1 protein-coding gene is annotated in these 511 nt (G+C 55.4%); it reads left to right on the top strand.

What is annotated here, in order from left to right; all coding sequences use genetic code 11:
• Positions 1-511, top strand: a 511-nt coding sequence (locus NRB16_RS29365; RefSeq protein ID WP_257107630.1) for a YeaH/YhbH family protein, incomplete at both ends; no start/stop codon positions are given.

Genomic DNA, 511 nt, shown 5'->3' with positions numbered 1-511 from the left:
GCGCCAAGCTCAAGGAAACAGTGAACGACCTGGAGCGTCCCAAGCGCGAAGAACCGGACAACTTCGGCGATATTCAGGAACTGGAAGTAGAAATCGACCGCCTGAAAGCGAGGATTCGTCGTGTGCCTTATCTGGACACCTTCGACCTCAAGTACAACCTGCTGGTCAAGCAACCCAACCCAAGCTCCAAGGCGGTGATGTTCTGCCTGATGGACGTCTCCGGCTCCATGACCCAGGCAACCAAGGATGTCGCCAAGCGCTTCTTCATCCTGCTGTACCTGTTCCTCAAGCGAAACTACGACAAGATTGAAGTCGTGTTCATTCGCCATCACACCAGCGCCCGGGAAGTGGACGAAGAAGAGTTTTTCTATTCACGGGAAACCGGCGGCACCATCGTTTCCAGCGCCCTGAAACTGATGCAGGAAATCATGGCCGAGCGCTACCCGAGCAACGAATGGAACATCTATGCCGCCCAGGCTTCCGACGGCGACAACTGGAACGATGACTCACC

Origin of the sequence: Pseudomonas sp. LJDD11 (genome assembly GCF_024584215.1) — a bacterium.
GTDB lineage: Bacteria > Pseudomonadota > Gammaproteobacteria > Pseudomonadales > Pseudomonadaceae > Aquipseudomonas.
This window is presented reverse-complemented; position numbering and strand designations above follow the sequence as displayed.